We start from the raw sequence: 5,517 nt of genomic DNA, 5'->3' as shown, positions 1-5,517 counted from the left end.
TCTCCCCGGCGATAGGGCCAGTACAGGCCACCTGAAATGAGGATCTGCATCATGCACCAATGGATCAACGCCCTCGCCGACCACCAGTCCCGTGGCGAAGCCTGCGTGCTGGTCACCATCATCGAGGAGCGCGGCTCGACCCCGCGCAATGCCGGCTCGAAAATGGTCGTCAGCGCCAGCGGCCTGTTCGACACCATCGGCGGCGGCCACCTGGAATACAAAGCCCTGCACATCGCCCGGCAGATGCTCGAAGAGCACCGCACCACCCCGCACCTGGAGCGCTTCAGCCTCGGTGCCAGCCTTGGCCAGTGCTGCGGCGGCGTCACTGTGCTGCTGTTCGAACCCATGGCCGCGGTGCAGGCGCAGATCGCGGTGTTCGGCGCGGGCCATGTCGGCCGGGCTCTGGTACCCTTGCTCGCCGCGCTGCCCTGCCGGGTGCGCTGGATCGATTCGCGCGAGCAGGAATTCCCTGCCCTGATCCCCGACGGGGTGACCAAGGTGGTCAGCGAGGAGCCGGTCGACGAGGTAGCAGAGCTGCCGCCAGGCTGCTATTGCATCGTCATGACTCACAACCACCAGCTCGACCTGGAACTGACCGCCGCCATTCTCAAGCGCAACGACTTCACCTGGTTCGGCCTGATCGGCTCGAAGACCAAACGGGTCAAGTTCGAGCACCGCCTGCGCGAACGCGGCTACGACGATGCCGTGATGGCGCGCATGCGCTGCCCGATGGGCCTGGCCGAGGTCAAGGGCAAGCTGCCCATCGAGATCGCCGTGTCCATCGCCGGTGAAATCATCGCCACCTACAACGCCTGCTTCGGCCAGCACGATGCTGCCGCCAATGCCGGCCCCATTGCCCAGTTGCTGCCGCCTTCCCGGCGCAGCCAAGCCATTTGACGAGTGTGTTATGACCGTTACCCGCAAAGCCTACCGTGCCGCTATCCTGCACAGCATCGCCGACCCGGCCGAGGTGGGCCTGGAGGCTTCCCATGAATACTTCGAGGACGGCCTGCTGGTGGTCGACGATGGCCGTATCCGCGCCGTTGGCCACGCCGCCGAACTGCTGCCGACCCTGGATGCCGATATCCCGGTCGAGCACTACCAGGACGCGCTGATCACCCCGGGGTTCATCGACACCCATATCCACTTCCCGCAGACCGGCATGATCGGCTCCTACGGCGAACAGCTGCTGGACTGGCTGAACACCTACACCTTCCCTTGCGAAAAGCAGTTCGCCGACAAGGGCCACGCCGACCAGGTGGCGAAGATTTTCCTCAAGGAACTGCTGCGCAACGGCACCACCACCGCCCTGGTGTTCGGCAGCGTGCACCCGGAATCGGTCAATGCTTTGTTCGAGGAAGCCGAGCGCCTGGACCTGCGCCTGATTGCCGGCAAGGTGATGATGGACCGCAACGCTCCGGACTACCTGACCGACACCGCCGAGTCCGGCTATGCCGAAAGCAAGGCACTGATCGAGCGCTGGCACAGCAAGGGCCGCCTGCACTATGCAGTCACCCCGCGCTTCGCCCCGACCAGTACGCCTGAACAGCTGGCGCTGGCCGGCCAATTGCTGAAGGAGCACCCGGGCGTGTACATGCACACGCACCTGTCGGAAAACCTCAAGGAGATCGATTGGGTCAAGTCGCTGTTCCCCGAGCAGAAGGGTTATCTCGACGTATACGACCACTTCGAGCTGCTGGGCGAACGCTCGGTATTCGCCCATGGCGTGCACCTGTGCGATGACGAATGCCAGCGCCTGGCCGAAACCGGCTCGGCCGTGGCCTTCTGCCCCACCTCCAACCTGTTTCTGGGCAGCGGCCTGTTCAACCTGCCCCAGGCCGAGCGTTTCAAGGTCAATGTAGGCTTGGGCACCGACGTTGGCGCCGGCACCAGCTTCTCGCTGCTCAACACCCTGAACGAAGCGTACAAGGTGATGCAGCTGCAGGGCGCGCGCCTGCACCCCTACAAGTCACTGTACCTGGCCACCCTTGGCGGCGCCCGCGCGCTGCGCCTGGACGACCGCATCGGCAGCCTGCGCCCGGGCAACGATGCCGACTTTGTGGTACTGGACTACAAGGCCACGCCACTGCTGGACTACCGCATCCAACAGTCCAACAGCATCGAGGAAACCCTGTTCGTGCTAACCACCCTCGGCGACGACCGCACTGTACGTGAAACCTACGCCGCCGGGCGTTGCGTGCACCAGCGCTAAGGTTCTTTTGCCAGGCCCCGGTACAGTGCGCCGCCGATCGCAGCACCGATCAGCGGCGCCACCCAGAACAGCCAAAGCTGTTGCAGGGCCCAGCCACCGACGAACAAGGCCGGCCCCGTGCTACGCGCGGGGTTGACCGAGGTATTGGTCACCGGGATCGAGATCAGGTGGATCAGGGTCAGGGCCAGGCCGATGGCGATCGGTGCAAAACCCGCAGGCGCCCGGGCATCGGTGGCACCCATGATCACCACCAGGAACATCGCCGTCATCACCACCTCACTGGCAAAGCCCGCCCCGAGCGTGTAGCCGCCGGGCGAGTGGTCGGCGTAGCCGTTCGAAGCCAATCCCGCAGACAGCTCGAAACCTGCCTTGCCGCTGGCGATGAGGTAGATCACACCTGCCGCCAGGGTGGCGCCGATCACCTGAGCGATCACGTAGGGCAACAGCTCTTTGGCCGGGAAGCGCCCGCCCACCACCAGCCCGAACGACACGGCGGGGTTGAGGTGACAGCCGGAGATATGACCGATGGCAAAGGCCATGGTCAGCACGGTAAGGCCGAAGGCGAAGGCGACGCCAAGTACACCGATGCCGATGGGGGAACTGGCGGCGAGTACCGCACTGCCACAGCCGCCAAGCACCAGCCAGAAGGTGCCGACCAGCTCGGCACCCATGCGTTTACCGAGGGACATGCTCATGAGTCCATTCCTCAAGAAGTTGAACGCAACCAATGCGCAAGCCCAACTGCTTGATGAAGGTTTGCTCACAAGAATTTAGCAGACGTTTGGTCAACTGCGAGAGATGGCCGTACTGCTTGTGGGAGCGGGTTTACCCGCGAACAAGGCGACACGGTGTATGGCACCGGCTGCGCCGGTGTTCGCGGGTGAACCCGCTCCCACAACGGCGCACTAATTTCACTTCAGCAAACGATCAACCCTTGGCAGAAACCTTGGGCTTTTTCAGCAGATGCGAGAACACCGCATGCAGATCGTCCGAGGCACTCTCCTCGTCCAGGTTCAGCTTGCTGTCGATGTGGTCCATGTGGTGCATCATCAGGCTCACCGCCTGCTCGGCATCGCGCGCCTCGATGGCATCGATCAGCTGCATGTGTTCGTCATACGAGCAATGCGAACGGTTGCCGCTTTCGTACTGGGCAATGATCAGCGAAGTCTGTGACACCAGGCTGCGCTGGAAGCTGACCAGCGGCGCATTACCCGCGGCCTCGGCCAGCTTGAGGTGGAATTCGCCGGAAAGACGAATGCCGGCACCGCGGTCACCACGGGAAAAGCTGTCGCGCTCCTCACGCACCATCTGCCGCAGCTCGTTGAGCTGCTCGAGGGTAGCGTGCTGCACGGCCAGTTCGGTAATGGCCCTTTCGACCATGCGCCGGGAGAAGAACACCTGGCGGGCCTCTTCCACCGTAGGGCTGGCAACCACCGCGCCGCGGTTCGGCCGCAACAGCACCACGCTTTCGTGGGCCAGACGCGACAAGGCGCGGCGGATGATGGTGCGGCTGACGCCGAAGATCTCGCCCAGCGCTTCCTCGCTCAACTTGGTGCCCGGTGCCAGACGCTGCTCGAGGATCGCCTCGAAAATATGCGCGTAGACGATGTCGTCCTGGGTACCACTGCGGCCGGCCTTGCCGGTACGCGCAGGTTTCTTCAGAGGTTGCAGCTGTTCGTTCATGGGCTCTCGAGGCACGAAGGAAAGTATGGCGCCATTGTACACAGGCTGAGCCGTTTCTGCAGGTGGCCTTTTACCTATATAGCCGTTGTACGACGCATTGCGCACACAAAAGATAAAACATTATTTGCATTCTTTGTACACAAAAGGATAATCCACCGAGCAACTTCTTGACCCGCAAGTCAACAAACCGGTCAGACGTCTGCCTTCCCTCGCGGAGCCGCCAAGTGCATTGCGCAGGCCCCTGGCTCCATAACAACAAGAAAGACTTGAGGAGTACTCGCTGTGGAAAGCCGCAAATCCGAAGCCCCTACGCTGGATCTTGCCCCACCGCTCGAAACGAGCTGGCTGGAGCGGATTTTCAAACTCAAGCAACACGGCAGCACCGTCAGAACCGAAATGATCGCCGGGGTGACCACCTTCATCACCATGGCCTACATCATCTTCGTCAACCCCAACATCATGGCCGACGCCGGCATCGACCACGGTGCCGCTTTCGTCGCCACCTGCATCGCCGCCGCGCTGGGCTGCCTGCTGATGGGGCTGTACGCCAACTGGCCGGTAGGCCTGGCACCAGGCATGGGGCTTAACGCCTTCTTCACCTACACCGTGGTCGGCACCATGGGCTACAACTGGGAAACGGCACTGGGGGCGGTGTTCGTCTCGGGCGTGCTGTTCATGTTCCTGACCTTGTCGAAAGTGCGCGAATGGTTGCTCAACAGCATCCCGGTCAGCCTGCGCCATGCCATGGGGGCCGGCGTCGGATTGTTTCTCGGGCTGATCGGCCTGAAGACGGCAGGCATCATCGTCGACAGCCCCGCTACCCTGATCAAGCTGGGTTCGCTGCATGAGCCAGGGCCACTGCTGGCAGCCGTGTGCTTCCTGCTGATTGCCATCCTCAGCTACAAGCGGGTGTTTGGGGCGATCCTGATCAGCATCATTGGTGTCACCCTGGCGGGTTGGGGGCTGGGCCTGGTCAAGTTCGGCGGGGTGATGTCGATGCCGCCGAGCCTGGCACCGACCTGGATGGCGATGGATGTGGCTGGCGTGTTCAACGTCAGCATGATCAGCGTGGTGCTGGCGTTTCTGTTCGTGCATATGTTCGACACCGCCGGCACGCTGATGGGCGTGGCGCAGCGTGCCAACCTGGTGGCGCCGGACGGGCGCATCGAGAACCTGTCCAAAGCGCTGAAGGCAGATAGTGCTTCGAGCGTGTTCGGCGCAGTGGTCGGTGTGCCGCCGGTGACCAGCTATGTGGAGAGTGCTGCAGGTGTCGCAGCGGGTGGCCGCACTGGCCTGACCGCCGTGGTGGTCGGCCTGCTGTTCATTGCCGCAATGTTCTTCGCGCCGCTGGCCGGGATGATTCCCGCCTATGCCACTGCCGGCGCACTGATCTACGTGGCGATGCTGATGATGGGCAGCATGGCGCATATCCACTGGGACGAAGCTACCGACAGCATTCCGGCAATCGTCACGGTCATCATGATGCCGCTGACCTTCTCGGTCGCCGATGGTATTGCGTTGGGCTTCATCAGCTACGTCGCGTTGAAGGCGGGTACCGGCAAGTACAAGGAAATCTCGGCCAGCCTGTGGGTGCTGTGCGCGATCTTCATTGCCAAGTTCGT

Annotated in this window: 5 protein-coding genes; 3 read left to right on the top strand and 2 right to left on the bottom strand. The window is 62.7% G+C overall.

Annotated elements, in window-relative coordinates; all coding sequences use genetic code 11:
- Positions 1-51: 51 nt before the first annotated feature.
- Positions 52-897: a xanthine dehydrogenase accessory protein XdhC gene (gene xdhC / locus ACK1U9_RS03550; RefSeq protein WP_063912780.1), complete on the top strand. Its 846-nt coding sequence runs from the start codon at positions 52-54 to the stop codon at positions 895-897.
- A 10-nt stretch (positions 898-907) separates the two neighbouring features.
- A complete protein-coding gene (gene guaD, locus ACK1U9_RS03545) occupies positions 908-2,212 on the top strand; it encodes a guanine deaminase (RefSeq protein ID WP_449109705.1) in 1,305 nt (434 codons plus the stop codon).
- Here the strand turns inward: guaD and aqpZ are convergent.
- Together aqpZ and ACK1U9_RS03535 are read right to left on the bottom strand one after the other, a co-directional pair.
- Positions 2,209-2,907, bottom strand: a complete 699-nt coding sequence (aqpZ, locus tag ACK1U9_RS03540; protein WP_085601237.1) for an aquaporin Z — start codon at positions 2,905-2,907, stop codon at positions 2,209-2,211. The two genes, guaD and aqpZ, sit on opposite strands and share 4 nt — an antisense overlap.
- 232 nt (positions 2,908-3,139) lie before the next feature.
- On the bottom strand, positions 3,140-3,895 hold the full coding sequence (locus tag ACK1U9_RS03535; protein WP_015271161.1) for a GntR family transcriptional regulator: 756 nt from the start codon (positions 3,893-3,895) through the stop codon (positions 3,140-3,142).
- 282 nt (positions 3,896-4,177) lie between these two features.
- Between ACK1U9_RS03535 and ACK1U9_RS03530 the strand changes: the two genes are divergently transcribed.
- Positions 4,178-5,517 (top strand): NCS2 family permease (locus ACK1U9_RS03530; RefSeq protein WP_449109704.1); only part of this gene is annotated, 1,340 nt, incomplete at its 3' end.

The organism is Pseudomonas sp. XP1, from assembly GCF_053557675.1.
This window is presented reverse-complemented; position numbering and strand designations above follow the sequence as displayed.